This window comes from Nitrosopumilus zosterae, assembly GCF_025998175.1.
In the GTDB taxonomy this organism is placed as follows: Archaea; Thermoproteota; Nitrososphaeria; order Nitrososphaerales; family Nitrosopumilaceae; genus Nitrosopumilus; species Nitrosopumilus zosterae.
Genome location: NZ_AP026695.1, coordinates 1,425,977 through 1,443,383 on the forward strand (window position 1 = coordinate 1,425,977; position 17,407 = coordinate 1,443,383).

The following is a 17,407-nucleotide window of genomic DNA, read 5'->3' on the forward strand; positions in this document are numbered from 1 at the left end:
ATAGGCTTATCAGTAAATAACCCCCATTATCAGAGAGATTAACATGTGTTCAATTATAGGCTATTATGGAAAGATTAGTGCAGCACCAATTCTTGTTAAGGGATTAAAAAGAATGGAGTATAGGGGATACGATAGTGTTGGGGTTGCAACAGAATCAGATAACAGAATTGAATTAAAGAAAGGTATTGGAAAAGTTGATGAAGTAAATTCAAAAATTCAATTAGACATAATGCCTGGAAAAATAGGTATTGGTCATACAAGATGGGCAACTCATGGAAAAGTTACAGATACGAATGCACATCCTCATCCAAGTAATTCAGGAAAAATTGCAATAGTACATAATGGAATTATAGAGAATTTTGAGGAATTAAAACAAAGATTAGAAAATGAAGGGTATAGTTTCAAAAGTGAAACAGATAGTGAAATAATTGCAAATTTACTTCAAAAAAATTATGAGTTGACCGGAGATGTCAAAGAAACAGTAATGAAAACAGTTTCAGAGATCAAAGGTCATTATGCATTTGTTGCAATGTTTGAAAATGGGCAGCTTGCAGCAGCAAGATATCATGAACCATTGATTATTGGGGTCGGAAAAGACGATTTCTTTTTGTCAAGCGATGTTTTAGGATTCATCGAGTATACAGATGATGCAATTTACATGGAAAATGGAAATTTTGTAATTTTAGATAAAGATAGATTTCAGATCTGGGATTTTGATGGGAATCATGCAAAATATGGAATAACCAAAGTATCTAAAGAATTTGGAGATGCATACAAAGGAGATTATGCACATTTTACATTAAAAGAAATTTATGAACAACCTGAGACAATTTTGAAAGCTGGAGAAAAAACATTAAATGCAATTGATAAAACTGCAGATTACCTTAGACATGCAAAAAATGTATACATCACGGGAAGTGGAACAAGTTATAATTCTGCACTAATTGCAAAACAAATGTTTTCAAAATATGCCAAAATTAAGGTAGAACCAATTATGTCAAGTGAACTTCAGTTTTCACCTGATAGTATTGAAGAAAACTCGATTCTAATTGCAATATCCCAAAGTGGAGAAAGTGCAGATGTTTTAGACGCAGTAAAGATTGCAAAAAAAGCAAAATGTAAAATCATAGCTATTGTCAATCTTCTTACATCATCTCTTGCACGTGAAGCAGATGTAGTTATTGGAATGAATTGTGGGCCAGAAATAGGAGTTGCGGCAACTAAAAGTTTTACATCACAACTTGTGATAATTTACAAGATTGTACAAAAATTAAGTAATAATGAAATGAAGATTGATTTTGATAAGATGTCAAAATCAATTTCTAAAACATTGGACAAACCCATAAGAATTCAGATTGTTGCACAAAAATTAAAAAATATTTCAGACATCTATGTTCTAGGAAGAGGAATACATTATCCTATTGCAATTGAAGCTGCCTTGAAACTAAAAGAGCTCACATACATTCATGCAGAAGGAATTCCGGGAGGAGAATTAAAACATGGTCCACTTGCTTTAATGGATGAAAGTGTATTTGTATTAATCATCAATCCAAATGATTCAACATATTTAGATACACTAACTAGTGCGAGAGAAATTAAAGCTAGAGGATCAAAAATCATAGGAATTTCAGACATAGAAAGTGATGTATATGATTATTGGATCGATATTTCAAATGTGGAAGAGTTAATGTTCCCAATTTCAGAAATTATTCCCATACAATTGTTATCATATTATGCAGCACTTGAAAAAGATACAGATCCGGATTATCCCAGAAATTTAGCAAAATCAGTCACAGTGAAGTAAATAGTCGATGATATTCTTTTTCAACTAAATCCAAATATTTTATAGAATCATTTCCAGTTTTTATCATGGAAGATATAATACTTCCACCAGCACCTACACCTTCTTTTGCAAATCCTTCTGAAAATGCCTTAAGTCCAGAATATCTAGAATTTTCTAAATTAGGATTTACAGAAATTGCCGGAATATCAGCAATTTCTCGAACCAGATTTATAAAATTTGCACTTTCATCATGTGTAATGTATGATGTTGTTCCAATCACAGAATTTTCTTCATTGAATCCAATTTTAGATGCAAAAGCTAAAACTGCAGCCATCTGAGTTCCACCAGCCAGCATAACCTTAGATACATCAGAGGCAGAACTCAACATTCCAGCAACAAAGGGAATCATAGGATCACCGACCTTTGCCACAATACTATAAGGGTGAACTGAATTAACTCGTTCAAGTGCAGAATCAACAATTTGGTTTTTTAAATCCACAGGATTGTTTGGAATACTAGAACTGACCTTGGCATCATATCCTAATCCTCTCAATACAGCCAATGCAGTTGTAGTTCCTCCCGGAATACTTTCACCAATCACTAGACAATCAGTGAGAGATGCCAAACTTCTTCCAACAATTCTGCCATAATCTACAGCATGAGAAACTTGAGAATCAGACATAGCCTCACAAATCGAAATATTCTTTCCAAATGACAAACCTGCTTCAACAAAGGGTAATTGTGGGACAATTTTACTACCTGCATTAATAGTTAGATGAGGAATACTAGCAGATTCTAATGCAGTTTTTGTTAGTAAACCAGGAGTAGGTTTTCCATCAGGAGTCATCGGAATTTTATCAATTGTTTTACAATATCCATAGTGAAGATACTCGGCATCAGCAGGTGGAGTAAACTGAATTGAGTTCATATCTGCTCCAGCAAAAGTTATTCCAGGAATTTCACATGTTTCAGTATATGAAATAACAAATGAAAAAAGAAACCGTCCAGAATTCATAGTTTCGAAAAAATTATTTGCTCGATCTATATTACCATGTAGTTCAAAATTTTCCAAGAAATCACTATCCCATCATGTCAATAAATTGTTGTTCAGTTCGTTTTTGCATAACATGATTAGTCACCTTTTCTTGTCCGATTGTGGACACTTCTGATGGACCGTAATTATGACCGGAATATAACACCAGATTATCATCTAATGAATACAGAACATCAAACAGACTATGATATAGATCTTGTGCACTTCCTCCAGGCAAGTCAATTCGACCGCAATTTCCAACAAACAATGTATCACCTGAAAAAATTTTGCCATCACCTATTAGGCAAATGCTGTCTTTTGAGTGTCCAGGCGTATGGAGTACTTTTAATTTTGAATTACCAAATTCAATAAAATCACCGTCTTTTACGGAAATATCATGCGGTAATTCAGAAAACTCATGTTGAATAATTGGAGATTTTGTTGATTTTGCCATTGCTTCATTTCCCAAGGTGTGATCAAAATGATGATGAGTGTTTACAATGTATTTGACTTTAAGGTTATTTCTTTTAATGATCATTTCCAATTCTACTAAGTCCCAGGATGGATCAATGATTATTGCGTCACCGGTATCTTCATCTTCTATAATGTAAGAAAAGTTCTGCATATTCCCAACTTGGATTTGATGAACTTTCACAGTATTCCCTCTTCAGCTTCTGGAGGAATTCCAATTTTTTCTACAAACAATTCACCTGTCAAATCTTTTCTTTTAGGAATTCCTTGTTTCATTTTATGAAATGTAACAGTCATATCACATTTTGTACAAATATTTGCAGTCTCACCTGTTTGAGGATCTAATCCAGATGGAACATCTACTGCAAACTTGAAACAGTCTGTTTGATTGATGAAATTAATTGCAGATGCATATGGTTCTTTAATTTCTCCAGAAATGCCAGTTCCCAATATAGCATCAACTATTACATCAGGAGTAAAATGAAAATTAAAAGAATTTCCAGTCATTAATTTAACAGAAGTCATTTTCTCTAATATCGACCAATTCCAATTACTTTCTTCAGTTTTTATTTTTTCAAAAGTTCCAAGAAGCACAACAGTTACTTTTGCACCATAACCAGCTAAATGTCTTGCCATAACTAAACCATCACCTCCATTATTTCCCAAACCTACGAAAATGACAATATTTTTTGATTCTATGTTCCCAAGTTTGTCAACTAATCGTCTAACTGATGCGGCACCGGCATTTTCCATCATGAATTTTTTTAAAAATCCCATATCATGACCTTTATTTTCAATTTGATACATTTGATCCACAGTAATTTCCATACGGTAAATGAAAATCATATCCAAAATAAGAGTTTGGCAAACGGCTTTATCCTAGTTTTTAGATATTTTCATTATGACGCTAAAAAATGTCAAAATTTCATTAAATAAAATTTCAAAATCTTTAGTAGACATTCAGGATTCAAGAGAGTTTTTATTAAAAAATACTAGAGAAATAATCATTCTTTGTAGCAAAGCAATTATCGCAGTTCATAAAGGTGAACTTTCAACAGGTAAAAATAATTTAAAGCAGGCAGATATTCTCTTAAAAAAATATAAAAAAAAATCAACAGGAGGACTTGAAAAATATCTAATAACACCAGAACAAGAATTTGTAGAGGCGGCATCCCTCATAGCAATTGTTGAAAAAAAAGAAATTCCATCAGATAAAAAATTATCAGTGATGCCAGAATCATATGTCCTAGGATTGCTTGATTGTGTAGGAGAATTGAAAAGAATGGTGTTTGATAAAATCAGGATTGGAAAAATTGATGAAGCTACAAGAATTTTTGACATAATGGAGAATTTGTATCTTCAACTGTATACTTTTTCATTATATGATAAAGTAGTAAAAGAGGCCAGAAGGAAAATCGACGTAAACAGAATATTAGTAGACGATGTTAGATCTGCAATCACAGAAGAGAAACGACGAAGTGAATTAATCAAAACTTTACAAAAACTAGAAAAATAATTTTTAAATTTTAATGCGGGCGATGGGATTTGAACCCACGAACTCCTAAGAGACTAGCCCCTCAAGCTAGCGCCTTTGGCCAGGCTGGGCGACGCCCGCAGTGAAACTTCCTTGTATGGTTTTTATAATCCTTGATTACTTTTTCGTTCGTATGTTAATTCCTGTTAGATGTTTTACTTGTGGAAATTTAGTTGCAGATAAGTTTGAGGATTATCAAAACAAAATCAAATCTGGAGAAGATCCAGTAAAAACACTGGATTCTTTAGGAATTGAGAGATATTGTTGCAGAAGAATGCTTTTGACAACTGTGGAAACAATTCAGCAAGTAATCCCATTTTATGAAGCAATTCAGAGAAGAAAACAAGAAGTTCAATCTGAGTTAGAATAACTTGGCCAAAATATCCTCAATTGAAGGACGTATTCTATACAATAGTAGAGGAACAAAAACGATTGAGGTAGATGTTGAATCTGAGGGCAAATTTGTAGGAAGGGTTTGTGCACCATCAGGAGCAAGTGTAGGAAAATATGAAGCAGTCAGTTTTCCCAGTGGAAAACCAGAAGAGAGTTTAAAAATTTTAAAAGAAAATTCAAAAAAATTCATTGGATTAGAATCATCAGATCTTAAAGGAATCCATAATGCTTTGAAAAGTTTGGACAATTCTACAAATTACTCAAACATTGGAGGAGCATTAGCTTTTGCAGTAACAATTGCATCAATGGAATCGGCATCAAAAGCTTTGGGGCAAGAATTGTTTCAAATACTGTCGCAAGAAACATCATTCAAATTTCCATTCCCAATAGGGAATATTCTAGGCGGCGGAGCACATGCAGGTCCTGGTACCCCAGATATTCAAGAGATACTTATTTGTGCTACAGGTTCAAAAACAATTGAAGACGCCATTGAAACGAATTTGTTAGTTCATAAAGAATTACGTAATGTTTTAGAAAAAGAAGACCCACATTTTACAAATGGTAGAGGAGATGAAGGCGGATGGGCACCAAAATTAGAAAATATGAAAGCTTTAGAAGTTTCAGCAAAAGCCTGTGAGAATTTAGGATTTACATTAGGAAAAGAAGTGTCATTAGGAGTTGATTTTGCGTCATCTACTCAATGGAATGAAGAAAAAGGAAAATATGTGTATGACAGAGCAGGGTTTGAAAATTCTCCTGAGGAGCAAATTGATTTTGCAGCAGGCATTATTGAGAAATTCAAATTGATTTATGCAGAAGATGCAGTGCATGAAGAAGCATTTGAAGGAATGGCAGAACTGACAGAGAAATTTCCAGACATATTAGTTACAGGAGATGATTTAACAGTCACAAACAAAGACATTTTGACAAAAGCAATTGATTTAAAATCATGTAACGCAGCAATTCTCAAAGTCAATCAGGCAGGTAGTCTGTATGATGCACTAGAATTTGCCAACATTGCAAATCAAAACAATATTAAATTAATCACATCACATAGATCGGGAGAATCAACAGACTCACAAATCTCGCATATTGGTCTTGCTACAAAGTCAAAAATGCTCAAAGTAGGAGTAGTCGGGGGAGAAAGAGTAGCAAAATTAAATGAATTATTACGCCTCTCAGAGCATGATTTAATACGCGGTATGGCAGAGATTTAAAATCGTCATGAGCCAACAAACAGAAACAACTGACATTAAAAAGAAGATCCTGGCTACGGGAATTAGAGTAGGGACACAAGTAAAGACAAAATTCATGAGGTCATTTATCACCAAAGCCAGCCCTGAAGGACTTTACATGCTTGATCTAGACATTACGCTAGAGAAAATTAAAACTGCAGCAAAATTTATCAACAGATTAGGTGCGGAGAATCTCATAGTATGTTCAGGAAGACAATATGCAGAGACGCCAATAGAAAAATTTTGTGAGATGTTAAATTCCAAGAAGCTTCTTGGGAGATTTATGCCGGGAACATTGACAAACCCTTCATTACCATATTACATTGAGCCAAAATTAGTATTAATTTCAGATCCTCAAGTAGACGAACAAGCCATTATTGAAGCAACAAATGCAGGAATTCCAATCATAGGAATTGCAAATACAGATAACATCACATCAAATCTAGATGTAATCATTCCAGCAAACAACAGAGGGAGAAAAGCTCTTGCTACAGTATACTGGTTGTTAGTGCGTCAAGTCCTCATAGAAAGAGGAGAACTAAAAGAAGATGAATCAATGAAGTATGAAATTGATGATTTTGAAACAAAGATTACCGAAGAGGAAATCGAATAAATTAATTAGAATTCAGCATTCACTTGAAATCTAAAGCTTCTGCTCCGGGAAAAGTAATTCTTTTTGGAGAACATTTTGTTGTTTATGGAGTGAAAGCAATACTATGTGCAATTGATAAAAGAATAACAGTCACTGCAGAAAAAACAAAAGAGAGAAAAATTTCCATAAAATCAAATATCGGTAAATTAGAATTAGAACCAAATAAATTAATTTCAGAGATTAATTCTCCATTAAAACCATTTTATTATTTAGCAGACAAAATAATAAAAAATTATGAAACAGGGATTAAAATTACTGTAGAATCAGACATCCCATTAGGAGTAGGTTTAGGATCTTCATCTGCATGTTGTGTGGCTGGTGCTGCAGCAATTTCCAGATTATTCTCATATGCCACGAAAGAAGAAATTCTAAAACTAGCAATTGAGGCAGAAAAAACAATTTTTGAAAATACTTCAGGTGCAGATTGTACTGTTTGTACATATGGAGGAATAATGGAATATGATAAAAAAAACGGGTTTACTAAAATAAAATCCAAGCCTAATTTTCATTTAGTAATTGCAAATTCCAACATAGAGCATTCAACAGAAACGATTGTTGCGGGAGTTAGAGAATTTAAAGAAAATAATGAGGAAGAGTTTTCCAGATTATGTAAAGAAGAATCCAAATTGATTGAGGATGTCTTAAACGAATTAAAAACAAATAACATAATCGAAATAGGGAAAAAAGTTATTCAGAATCAAGAATATCTTGAAAAAATAGGAATATCAAACAACAAATTAAAAGAGATGGTAAAAATAGGTCACAGTGAATCTTTCGGAGCAAAAATAACAGGTGCTGGTGGCGGAGGATGTATTTTTGCTCTCACCGATGATTCAAATTTGAATAATACAATAAAACAATTCAAAAATAACAAGTATGATTGCTTTGCAGTAAAAATTGATTTTAAAGGACTGGATACTTTTTAATTAACTAAATAATTGTGAACAGCATGATTCTAATAAAATTTGGCGGTTCAATTATCACAAATAAAGAAAAACCGTTATCGCCACGAAAAAAATCAATTGATAATCTTTCAAAGAGTTTAAAGAAAATCAAGGAACCGATAATTATTGTTCATGGCGGCGGATCTTATGGACATTATTGGTCTGTAAAATATGATATGCACACAAAAGAAAAAAAGTACAATCCAAGAGGAGTTGCAATTGTCAAAAATTCAATGATAGAATTAAACAAAATGATTTTAGATTCATTACTATACTTTAAATTAAATCCATATTGTTTGCCACCAACAGATTTCATGTCAGGAAACAAACCAATTACTAAAAAAATCAAAGAGATTGAAAAAATTGCCAAATCGGGATTAATTCCAGTAACATATGGAGATGCATTATGGTATGGTCAGAAAAAAACATTCATTTTATCTGGAGATAAAATCATGACACACCTTGCAAAAATATTGAAACCAAGACTCTGCATTTTTGCATTAAATGAGGATGGACTTTATTCAGATCTAAAGTCAAAAAAACTAATTTACGAATTGCAAGGCGAACTTCCTTCAATATCAGAAAATAAGATGGATGTCACTGGCGGAATGACTAGAAAAGTAGAGGAAGCATCAAAAATATCAAAAATGGGAATAAACGTGTTCTTTGTGAATGGAAATAAGCCGGATAGAATTGTAAAAGCTGTTAAAAATAGGAAATTCGAAGGAACATTGTTCAGGAGTAAATGAAATGACGGATGAATTTGTTATTTTAGTTGATGAAAATGATAACCCAATTGGCAGTGAAGAGAAAGTAAAGTGTCATTTACCAAATGGAAAACTTCACAGAGCGTTCACTGCACTATTGTTTGATCAGGATGGTAGACTAGTACTTACAAGAAGAGCAAAAGAAAAAATGCTTTGGCCAAAAGATTGGGATGGAACGTTTGCAAGCCATCCAAGAGAATCAGAGACATATGTGTCATCAGGAGAAAGAAGAATGCCTGAAGAATTAGGAATAACAGGAACGCTGGATTATTTGCATAAATTTGAGTATCATGTTCCGTACAAAGACATAGGTTCTGAAAACGAAATTTGCGGAACATTGGTTGGAGTAATTGACAAATCCACAGAACTGAAAGAGGTTGAAGGAGAAATCGATGAAATAAAATGGATTTCGTCAAAGGAATTACTCTCAGAATTAAATACAAATCCTCAAAATTATTGTCCTTGGATGCTAATTGCTTTAGAATTACTAGAGAAATCTGATCAATCTATGCTTGAAAAATATGCAAATATCCTAACTACATGGATGAATAGTGAAGTGCATGAAGGATTACAAAAAGCAATAGAAACCCATCTGCCAAAAGAGAAATGGAGGTTAGTAAATGAAAAAAACTAAACAGATTGAAAAAAATGCAAAAACAGTAAACAGATATCTTAATTCAAAACTAAAGGGAAATCCAAAAAAACTCTATGATGCTGCAGGACATCTAATTGTAAATGGAGGAAAAAGACTTAGACCATACATGGTAATTAGAAGTTGTCAAATTTTAGGAGGCAAAAGTTCCAATGCGATGCCAGCTGCAAGTGCAGTAGAAATGGTTCACAATTTCACTTTGGTTCATGATGATATCATGGACAATGATGAAATGCGTCACGGAGTACCAACAGTGCATAAAAAATTCGGAATGCCAATTGCAATTCTTGCAGGAGATGTTTTATTTTCAAAAGCATTTCAAGTAATTACAGATTCCAAATTATCACCAAATGCTACAATTCAACTTGTGTCTAGACTAGCTAAAGCATGTGTGGATGTATGTGAAGGTCAATTGTTAGATGTAAAAATGGCAGAAGAAGAAAAAATTCCAACAGAGGCAGAATACATCACAATGGTAAGCAAAAAAACTGCGGCGTTATTTGATGTATCATGTGCAATGGGGGCAATATGTGCAACAAGTAGAATCAAAGATATTTCAAATCTTTCATCATTTGGAAGAAATTTAGGGATAGCATTTCAAATTACAGACGATCTTATTGGAGTCATGGGTGACCCAAAACTTACAAAGAAACCTGTAGGAAATGATCTCAGAGAGGGTAAAAAATCTCTTCCGATTTTAATGGCAATAAAATCAGCAAAAGGAAAAGATAAAAAAATAATTTTGAAGGCATTTGGAAATTCAAAAATTTCAAAAAACGATCTTAACAAGGCCGTAGATGTAATTCGTTCTCTCAATATTGAGGAAAATGTAAGAAAACAAGCTCTAAAATATGCAGATATGGCTGAAAAATCTCTTTCAACATACTCAAATCCTGCCAAAGCAGAACTCATATCGTTGTTAGATTTTGTAGTAAAAAGAAGTGTATAGTAGAAATAGGAAAAACAGGAATGGATGAAGAATTAAAAAAAGAAGTTAGGAAAATGTCACTTCAAAATGCATTTGAACATGGAGGAAAAACTCAAGATAAAATAATTTTAGGAAAAATTCTTGGCACAAAACCAGAATATCGAAACAAGGTGAAAGAAATTTCAAAAGATATTTCCGAAATTGTCAGTACAATAAATCAGTTATCATTGGAAGAGCAGGAAAAAGAGATTCAAGAATATTTTCCAGAAATTTTACAACCTAAGGAAAAAATTGAGGAAAGGGAAGGACTTCCAAAATTAAAAGATGCTGTACAGGGCAAAGTTGTCACAAGATTTCCTCCAGAACCTAATGGATATCCTCACATAGGACATGCAAAAGCCGCTATAATAAATTCAGAATATGCAAAGATGTATGATGGAAAATTTATTCTAAGAATGGATGATACAAATCCTGAAGCAGAACGTATGGAATATCATGCTGCCATTAAAGTTGGATTAGAATGGCTGGGAATAAAATTTGACAAGGTGAAGAATACTTCAGACGATATGGAAATATTTTATGAAAAATGTAGAGAACTGATTAACTCTGGAAAGGCATATGTTTGTACTTGTAAAAGAGAAGATATCAGCAAGAACAGAAGAGAAAGAAAATCCTGTAAATGCAGTATGAATGACATTGATAAAAATAATCAAAATTGGGTAAAAATGAATTCAAAATACAAAGCGGGAGAGGCGATTGTGAGATTTCGCGGAGATATGAAAGCAGACAATGCAGTAATGAGAGATCCCGTATTATTTAGAATAATTGATGAGAAACATTACACGTTGGGAGAAAAATTTAGAATTTGGCCCAGTTATGATATGGCAGTAGCAATTGAAGATAGCATTGATGGAGTAACACATGCCTTTCGTTCAAAAGAATTTGAACTTAGAAAAGAATTGATTGATGGAATTTTAGATGCACTAAACATGCGTAAACCACACCAAGGATTTTTCTCAAGACTAGAATTCAAAGGAATGCCAATTTCAAAAAGAATCATCAAACCATTGATTGAAGAAGGAAAGGTTTCATGGTATGATGATCCAAGATTACCCACTCTTGAAGCGCTAAGAAGAAGAGGAATAAAACCTGAGGCGATTAGAAAATTCATCATGTCGTTAGGTCTAACTAAAGCAAATACCCTTGCACCATTTGATTCTCTTGAAGCATTTAATCGAAAATTTGTGGATGCAGAAAGTATCAGATTATTCATGGTTAGCGATGCAAAAAAACTCCTAGTCAAAAATTTGTCAATTTCATATGTAGAAATTCCAAATCACCCAGTTAATGATATGGGAAAAAGAAAAATTGAGATCGATGAAAACTTTTATGTTTCTGGAGAAGATGGCAATAATTTCAAAGAAGGGGATCTGATCAGACTTTTAGGTGTAGGAAACATTATGATTAAAAAAATTGGTTCAGAATTCGAAGGAGAATTAGTTGATGTTCAGAATGCAAAAGACATTCCAAAAATACAATGGGTTCCTCAAAAAACTGCTCATGGAATAAAGATGATCATTCCAAAAGCATTATTCATTGGAGATGAATTTAATGAAGAGAGCTTAGAAGAATTAGATGTGTATACAGAACCACATTATCTACAATTAAAAGAAGGTGAAGAAATTCAATTTGTTAGATTTGGATATTGTAGAAAAGATTCACAAAATCAAGCAATTTTCACACACAAGTGATCTAAAATGAAAATAGCACGATTGTCATACGAGAATAATGAAACATATGGTTTTGTAAACGGAGATAATGTAGCTACAAAAGATGAGATCACATACCTTACAGGAGTCCCAATTCCACAAAATGTCAAAGATTTCCTTTTTGACGGATGGTATGATGAAATTAAAAATAAAATTAAAGATTTGCCATATGCAGAAAATATTTCAAAATACAAATTATTGCCTCCAATTCCAAATCCAAATAAGATTATCTGTTTAGCATTCAATTATGTAGATCACGCATTAGAACAAGGATTGGAAGCACCAGAAGATCCCGCCATCGTAATAAAGCCAAGAACTACACTCAACAGCACAGAATCAGACATAGTATGCCCAGATTTTGTCAAACAATTAGACTACGAAGTAGAATTAGCTCTAATAATTGGAAAAAACTGTAAAAATATCAGCGTAAAAGATGCATCAAGCGTTATTTTTGGATACATGATATTCAATGATGTATCAGCAAGAGACATTCAATTCAAAGATAAGCAATTTACAAGAGGAAAAAGTTTTGATTCATTTGCTCCTTGTGGACCATGGATCACAACAGTAGATGAAATTAAGAATGTGCAAAATCTAAAACTAACAACAAAGGTAAATGGAGAATTAAGACAAAACTCTTCGACAAACAACATGTTTATAAAAATTCCAGAAATTATTTCAAAAATATCTCATGTAATGACTTTGGAAAAGGGAGACATAATTTCTACAGGCACTCCAGCTGGAGTAATGTTAAACAAACCAAATGCGGTATTTTTAAAAGATGGTGATAAAGTAGAGATGGAAATAGAAGGTCTTGGAATTTTAAGTAACACAATAAAGTTTGTAAAATCAAATTAAACCAAACATTTTTTCATCAAATAAAATGAAATTTTATGTTCTAGTGTATCAAATGTTGGCAAATACTCTTTTGTTAAAATTTGTATTCGTTCATATTTTTTTTCCATTGCATAGTTTTGTAAAAATGAAATTAATTGTAGAACAGAATTTTCTGAACCCGAAAACAATGTAACAATCAAGGTTTTAGTGAAATGCTCAGAATCAACAAGAATAGCAATTGAATCATTTTCAAGGTTTGTGGATTTGATAATTTTTTTGTCATCATAAAATTTAGAAAGAGTGGAATCATCCAAAGGAAGCCACCTCCAAGATTTTACATAATGACTATAACGTTTTAAATTAAGTGATTTTTCAAACTGTATTTTATGATTCAGGTTATGTTTTGGCAATAGTGAAAAAAAATTCCATGTTTGAAATATTTCATAATCTAAAGAATGCGCCATTTTCAATGATGAAGAATTTTGAATATCTATTAACATATATGAAAAAGAAGCATTTTTTTCCTTACCCACAATTTCAGCATGCATTACTAGTTTAGAGGCAATTTTTTGTCTACGATGTTCAGGATCAATTCGAATACCTTCAATCCAGATTTGATCTTTGAAATAAAATGCGTGACAAATTCCAACTGGAAATTGCTTTTCAAATACGAACAGATTTCCTTCAGATAGCCAAAAATCCCAAACTTGTTCTATATAGTCACCCCAAGAAAAAGTATTTTTACAAAATTTTAAAATTGGAATTTTATCACCTATTGTTGCCTCTCGGATCATCGTTTTTATCATATACGAAAAAATATTAAGAAATGCTAGATAATAACTTCAATGGGAAAAATAATTGCTGGAAAAACATCAGATATTCCTCCTGGAAAAATGATTAAAGTTTCCATCGATGGAAGAGATATACTAGTTGCAAATATTGATGGAGAATATTGTGCTACAGATGATTCTTGCACTCATTCAGGTTCTAGTTTATCTGAAGGAAAATTAGAAGAAGGCATAATTACGTGTGGTTGGCATGCAGCACAATTTGATTGTAAAACTGGAAAATTGGTAAAATTTCCAGCAAAAATAAGAGATTTAACATCATACAACGTTATTGTAGAATCAGATAACATATTTGTAGAGATGTAACTATATACCTCTAATTTTTAATAGAATGTGATAAAATGGCCGATAATGCTCAGAATAAAGAATCTATGAAAGAAGCAATTGACACGTTAAATCAAATTGTTTCTAGCAATTCAACTCCAAAGACAATAAAAAAATCCATTACAGATTTAATCGTAGATTTGAACAATGAAGAATATTCGTTATCAGTAAGAGCTGCAAATACAATCAGCCTGTTAGACGATGTTACACAAGATCCTAACATGCCATCATATGTAAGAACTCAATTATGGCAAGCAGTTTCAAAACTAGAAAGCATAAGAGAATAAATTCTTGTTTACTTTATGTTGAATATTGAAAATTGAAGAATATTTAGAAACGCTTCCTGAGAACATACTTAATGGCGAAGATGTTCATCTTCCAGAAAAATCATTGAGAGAGATTTTCAAGTTTGTAAATTTAGGGAAAAATGATGTTTTTTATCATTTAGGTTGCGGAAATGAAAAAGGAGTAAAGATGGCAATTAATGAATTCAATGTAAAAAAGGCCATAGGAATAGACAATAATGATGAAAAAATTCAGCATGCAAAAGAGAATTTTGGAGAGAGTAATTGCGTACAATTCATTTGTAAAAACATAGAGGATTCAGATATTTCAGAAGCATCAGTGATTTTATTTTGGTTTACAGATGAAAATATGATAAATAAAATGATGAAAAAATTTGAGAATCTCAAACCAGAAACAAAAATAATTACAATTTGGGGACCACTTCAGGACTGTCTCCCAGACGAAGTGAATTTTCCATACATCATCAATAAAACACCATTCAAAAGAGCTGAAAATCTACAGGAGCAATTATTATCTATTTTTGGGGTAAAATGCATAGATTTTGTAACAGCATGGGAATTTGCAGAAAGATACACAAAGTCAATTGGAATGCCTGAGATTCAAAATGATCGATTTTTAACAATAATTCAAACCCTGATGATTTGGATTAATGCTAAAAAGTTAGGGGTAGCATGTGGTGAAGAAATTCCAGAATCCATTCAAACATACATTAGCATTATGAAAATGCATTTTGATATTGATTTTGAACACTTGTTGGATGAATAATGCATGCAATCTTTTTATTTTATTTTAACATGAATTGAGTATGGAAGGAAGAATCAACATCAATGTTTCTGCAATAGATTATGATAAAACTAGTAAAGCTTTAACACGCCAATTATCACTTTTAGAAGAAATGGTCCATGGTGAGGAAGACTTTACGATGACAGATTCAGAGTTTGCATTTGGTTGGCACTTTTTTGTATTAAGTGTGAATAAATCACTTGTTCAAAAACTGGCAGAAATGATGGGTTCGGATTTTGATAAATTAAAAGGAAAGGGAATCGAAAAAAAATTCCTCACATGGTTAACAAAGAACATAGAAAGTAAATCACCTAGATTCAAAATTGCCATAAAAGAAGAGATGGAATCTAGTAAATTTGGAATATTCTAAAATTTAAGCGGGCCCTCGAGGGGAATCGAACTCCTGTCCGAGGATCCACAATCCTCTATACTAACCACTGTACTACGAAGGCCACAAAGAAGAAATCTTGTTTATCCTGTAATAATCTTTTAGCTGGAAATTAGACTGTAGATTTATTATTAACTAGGTGGGATTTGTGTTATGAGATTATGGTGGGTAGCAATGGCAATCGCAATTGGATTAACATGGGTCGGAATGAATTACTTACTTCCATTCAAGTAAAAGATTATTTCAAAAATGTCTTATTTGTGATAAACGATAGTTTTTCTACCAAATAACGTCGATCGCTTTAAATTTGTTGTATATGGGTATTTTTCAACTTGAAAAAAGGATTTATCACTAAAAAATTACGTACAGGGAAAAGAATTCTTGAGGAGGATTCTAGTCAAAGAAAAATTGAGAGAATTCAAGGTGGAAAATTCACATGGTTGGATCTTCAAAATCCAGACAGAGGACAAATGGAAAAACTGGCCCAAGAACACAACCTAAATTCACTTAACGTAGAAGATTGTTTAACAAAGTTTGAACTCCAAAAATTAGATAGTTATGATAATCATTTCTTTGTAATTCTACATTTTCCTCCACTTTCACAAAAAGCAGGAATATCAAAGAATAGTCAATTATCCATTTTTATAGGCAAAGATTTTCTAATTACAGTTCATCAAGGAGATCTTAACCCATTGGTCGAATTAGTTGAATTATGTATGGGTGATTCGGATCAAGAAAGAAAAAATAGACTTTTAGAAAAATCTCCAGGACATTTACTACACGAAATAATAGATGTATTAGTAGATGATCTTCTGCACACATCTAGAAAGATTATTGCAAACCTAGATGAAATGGAAGACAGGGTATTTGATGAAAGAAAATCTGTAGCAAGAAGCATCTCATTGTTAAGAAGAGAAATTAACAGATTAAGAAGAATTGCCAATCCATTGAAAAAATTTGTTTTAGAAATTGCAAAAAACATTGAAAGATATTCAGATAAAGAACATGAAGAGCTTACATTATATTTTGACGATGTAATTGATCACATAGACAAAGTAATTGAAACATTAGAAGAATCACGAGAGACTATGGAGATTTACAAAGATACTGACTTTGTGTTAAGTACTGAAAAAACAAACAAGGTGTTAGGAGTATTAACAATTATCTTTACTTTAGCAATCCCAGCAACAGTGATCGGGACATTTTACGGAATGAATGTGAACTTGCCAGGAGGAATTGGAGATGATGTTATGTTTCTGGGTCCTTTTACAACATTCATTATTGTCATACTTGCATCAGCAATACCTGCAATTCTGATGTTCGTATATTTTAGAAGATTGGGCTGGATCAGCAGTTAAAATATCAACCACAAGTTTCCACTAGTTGAAAACCACAGATGCAAAAAAGAAGCTTAGATAAATACGAGATGTTTTAAACTAAATTATGGGGAAAATTAGAATTAGAACCGGTAGAGGCACAGGAACCATCGAAGTTGATGATGATCCTTCTAAATGGTCAGGAGATGAATATAGGAAAATCCAAGAAGCAAGGAAAAAAGCAGCGGCAAATAGAATGGTTCACACAGGTAGAGGAACTGGTTCAAGAAAGCTAGGCGATATGCCTGATCCAAAAGCTAGACCTTCAACAGAAGGAATGACCAGAGTTACAGGTAGAGGAACTAGTTCAAGAAAAAGTACTAACAAAGGTTCAAAATAATACCTCAATTTTTCATTTTTAAGATTTTTTACAGATTGCTTGAA

The 17,407-nt window shown here is 32.6% G+C and carries 21 protein-coding genes and 2 tRNA genes; 17 read left to right on the forward strand and 6 right to left on the reverse strand.

The window, feature by feature from the left end; translation table 11 throughout:
• Positions 1–43 precede the first annotated feature (43 nt).
• Positions 44–1,804 carry a glutamine--fructose-6-phosphate transaminase (isomerizing) gene (glmS, locus tag OO712_RS08690; protein ID WP_109876443.1) on the forward strand — a complete coding sequence of 587 codons (1,761 nt, stop codon included), beginning with the start codon at positions 44–46 and terminating at the stop codon, positions 1,802–1,804.
• Here the strand turns inward: glmS and cobT are convergent.
• The 3 genes from cobT to OO712_RS08705 are packed head-to-tail and all read right to left on the reverse strand — an operon-like array spanning position 1,791 to position 4,115.
• Positions 1,791–2,855, reverse strand: coding sequence for a nicotinate mononucleotide-dependent phosphoribosyltransferase CobT (gene cobT, locus OO712_RS08695; protein WP_109876444.1), 1,065 nt, complete (start codon positions 2,853–2,855; stop codon positions 1,791–1,793). The genes glmS and cobT overlap by 14 nt on opposite strands.
• A gap of 7 nt (positions 2,856–2,862) precedes the next feature.
• Entirely contained in the window at positions 2,863–3,471 is a 609-nt protein-coding gene (locus tag OO712_RS08700; RefSeq protein WP_109876445.1) for a hydroxyacylglutathione hydrolase family protein, read from the reverse strand.
• On the reverse strand, positions 3,468–4,115 hold the full coding sequence (locus tag OO712_RS08705) for an NAD(P)H-hydrate epimerase (RefSeq protein WP_109876446.1): 648 nt from the start codon (positions 4,113–4,115) through the stop codon (positions 3,468–3,470). The genes OO712_RS08700 and OO712_RS08705 overlap by 4 nt, the downstream gene beginning before the upstream one ends.
• Before the next feature lie 73 nt (positions 4,116–4,188).
• On the opposite strand from OO712_RS08705, the gene OO712_RS08710 reads away from it, so the two are divergent.
• Positions 4,189–4,803, forward strand: coding sequence for a translin family protein (locus OO712_RS08710; protein WP_109876447.1), 615 nt, complete (start codon positions 4,189–4,191; stop codon positions 4,801–4,803).
• 14 nt (positions 4,804–4,817) lie between these two features.
• Here the strand turns inward: OO712_RS08710 and OO712_RS08715 are convergent.
• A tRNA-Leu gene (locus tag OO712_RS08715) sits at positions 4,818–4,902 on the reverse strand.
• A 52-nt stretch (positions 4,903–4,954) separates the two neighbouring features.
• Between OO712_RS08715 and OO712_RS08720 the strand changes: the two genes are divergently transcribed.
• Genes OO712_RS08720 through OO712_RS08760 form a run of 9 tightly spaced genes read left to right on the forward strand, consistent with a single transcriptional unit; the run spans position 4,955 to position 13,019 of the window.
• Positions 4,955–5,191, forward strand: a complete 237-nt coding sequence (locus tag OO712_RS08720; RefSeq protein WP_048117776.1) for a DNA-directed RNA polymerase subunit N — start codon at positions 4,955–4,957, stop codon at positions 5,189–5,191.
• Position 5,192: 1 nt separating this feature from the next.
• Positions 5,193–6,431 (forward strand): phosphopyruvate hydratase, encoded by a 1,239-nt coding sequence (gene eno, locus OO712_RS08725; protein WP_109876448.1) that lies wholly within the window; start codon positions 5,193–5,195, stop codon positions 6,429–6,431.
• A 7-nt stretch (positions 6,432–6,438) separates the two neighbouring features.
• Positions 6,439–7,062 (forward strand): 30S ribosomal protein S2, encoded by a 624-nt coding sequence (rpsB, locus tag OO712_RS08730; protein WP_109876449.1) that lies wholly within the window; start codon positions 6,439–6,441, stop codon positions 7,060–7,062.
• Between the two features lie 23 nt (positions 7,063–7,085).
• On the forward strand, positions 7,086–8,027 hold the full coding sequence (mvk, locus tag OO712_RS08735; RefSeq protein ID WP_109876450.1) for a mevalonate kinase: 942 nt from the start codon (positions 7,086–7,088) through the stop codon (positions 8,025–8,027).
• Between the two features lie 23 nt (positions 8,028–8,050).
• Positions 8,051–8,794 carry an isopentenyl phosphate kinase gene (locus OO712_RS08740; protein ID WP_109876451.1) on the forward strand — a complete coding sequence of 248 codons (744 nt, stop codon included), beginning with the start codon at positions 8,051–8,053 and terminating at the stop codon, positions 8,792–8,794.
• A 1-nt stretch (position 8,795) separates the two neighbouring features.
• Positions 8,796–9,446 (forward strand): isopentenyl-diphosphate Delta-isomerase, encoded by a 651-nt coding sequence (gene idi / locus OO712_RS08745; RefSeq protein ID WP_109876452.1) that lies wholly within the window; start codon positions 8,796–8,798, stop codon positions 9,444–9,446.
• The gene (locus tag OO712_RS08750) at positions 9,433–10,413 is read left to right on the forward strand and encodes a polyprenyl synthetase family protein (protein WP_109876453.1); all 981 of its coding nucleotides are present in this window, start codon (positions 9,433–9,435) and stop codon (positions 10,411–10,413) included. The genes idi and OO712_RS08750 overlap by 14 nt, the downstream gene beginning before the upstream one ends.
• 20 nt (positions 10,414–10,433) lie before the next feature.
• A complete protein-coding gene (locus OO712_RS08755) occupies positions 10,434–12,143 on the forward strand; it encodes a glutamate--tRNA ligase (RefSeq protein WP_109876454.1) in 1,710 nt (569 codons plus the stop codon).
• 6 nt (positions 12,144–12,149) lie between these two features.
• The gene (locus OO712_RS08760) at positions 12,150–13,019 is read left to right on the forward strand and encodes a fumarylacetoacetate hydrolase family protein (RefSeq protein WP_109876455.1); all 870 of its coding nucleotides are present in this window, start codon (positions 12,150–12,152) and stop codon (positions 13,017–13,019) included.
• On the opposite strand, the gene OO712_RS08765 is transcribed toward OO712_RS08760, so the two are convergent.
• The gene (locus tag OO712_RS08765) at positions 13,016–13,792 is read right to left on the reverse strand and encodes a GNAT family N-acetyltransferase (RefSeq protein ID WP_109876456.1); all 777 of its coding nucleotides are present in this window, start codon (positions 13,790–13,792) and stop codon (positions 13,016–13,018) included. The two genes, OO712_RS08760 and OO712_RS08765, sit on opposite strands and share 4 nt — an antisense overlap.
• Before the next feature lie 51 nt (positions 13,793–13,843).
• Between OO712_RS08765 and OO712_RS08770 the strand changes: the two genes are divergently transcribed.
• The 4 genes from OO712_RS08770 to OO712_RS08785 are packed head-to-tail and all read left to right on the forward strand — an operon-like array spanning position 13,844 to position 15,629.
• Entirely contained in the window at positions 13,844–14,152 is a 309-nt protein-coding gene (locus OO712_RS08770) for a Rieske (2Fe-2S) protein (RefSeq protein WP_109876457.1), read from the forward strand.
• Between the two features lie 35 nt (positions 14,153–14,187).
• The gene (locus OO712_RS08775; RefSeq protein ID WP_109876458.1) at positions 14,188–14,457 is read left to right on the forward strand and encodes a stationary phase-response protein; all 270 of its coding nucleotides are present in this window, start codon (positions 14,188–14,190) and stop codon (positions 14,455–14,457) included.
• 25 nt (positions 14,458–14,482) lie between these two features.
• Positions 14,483–15,241, forward strand: coding sequence for a class I SAM-dependent methyltransferase (locus OO712_RS08780; protein WP_109876459.1), 759 nt, complete (start codon positions 14,483–14,485; stop codon positions 15,239–15,241).
• A 40-nt stretch (positions 15,242–15,281) separates the two neighbouring features.
• Complete coding sequence (locus OO712_RS08785) at positions 15,282–15,629, forward strand: hypothetical protein (protein ID WP_109876460.1); 348 nt, start codon at positions 15,282–15,284, stop codon at positions 15,627–15,629.
• A 10-nt stretch (positions 15,630–15,639) separates the two neighbouring features.
• On the opposite strand, the gene OO712_RS08790 is transcribed toward OO712_RS08785, so the two are convergent.
• Positions 15,640–15,711, reverse strand: a tRNA-His gene (locus OO712_RS08790).
• Positions 15,712–15,979: 268 nt separating this feature from the next.
• Here OO712_RS08790 and OO712_RS08795 point away from each other — a divergent pair.
• Together OO712_RS08795 and OO712_RS08800 are read left to right on the forward strand one after the other, a co-directional pair.
• The gene (locus OO712_RS08795; protein ID WP_109876461.1) at positions 15,980–17,005 is read left to right on the forward strand and encodes a magnesium transporter CorA family protein; all 1,026 of its coding nucleotides are present in this window, start codon (positions 15,980–15,982) and stop codon (positions 17,003–17,005) included.
• Positions 17,006–17,090: 85 nt separating this feature from the next.
• The gene (locus tag OO712_RS08800; protein WP_109876462.1) at positions 17,091–17,363 is read left to right on the forward strand and encodes a hypothetical protein; all 273 of its coding nucleotides are present in this window, start codon (positions 17,091–17,093) and stop codon (positions 17,361–17,363) included.
• Positions 17,364–17,407: the final 44 nt, after the last annotated feature.